This window comes from Bacillus sp. 522_BSPC (genome assembly GCF_001076885.1).
Classification (GTDB): domain Bacteria; phylum Bacillota; class Bacilli; order Bacillales; family Cytobacillaceae; genus Niallia; species Niallia hominis.
The window spans coordinates 1-337 of record NZ_JVDT01000070.1; the positions used below are offsets into that span (position 1 = coordinate 1).

Genomic DNA, 337 nt, shown 5'->3' on the forward strand with positions numbered 1-337 from the left:
AGTTAAGTTAGAAAGGGCGCACGGTGGATGCCTTGGCACTAGGAGCCGATGAAGGACGGGATTAACACCGATATGCTTTGGGGAGCTGTAAGTAAGCTTTGATCCAGAGATTTCCGAATGGGGAAACCCTCTATCCGTAATGGGATAGAATCTTTACCTGAATACATAGGGTACTGAAGGCAGACCCGGGGAACTGAAACATCTAAGTACCCGGAGGAAGAGAAAGCAAACGCGATTCCCTGAGTAGCGGCGAGCGAAACGGGATTAGCCCAAACCAAGAGGCTTGCCTCTTGGGGTTGTAGGACACTCTATATGGAGTTACAAAGGAACGGGGTAG

General features: G+C 49.9%; 1 rRNA gene. It reads left to right on the forward strand.

From position 1 onward, the window contains the following. Positions 1–337 (forward strand): 23S ribosomal RNA (locus tag ADJ83_RS04980); the annotation flags it as partial.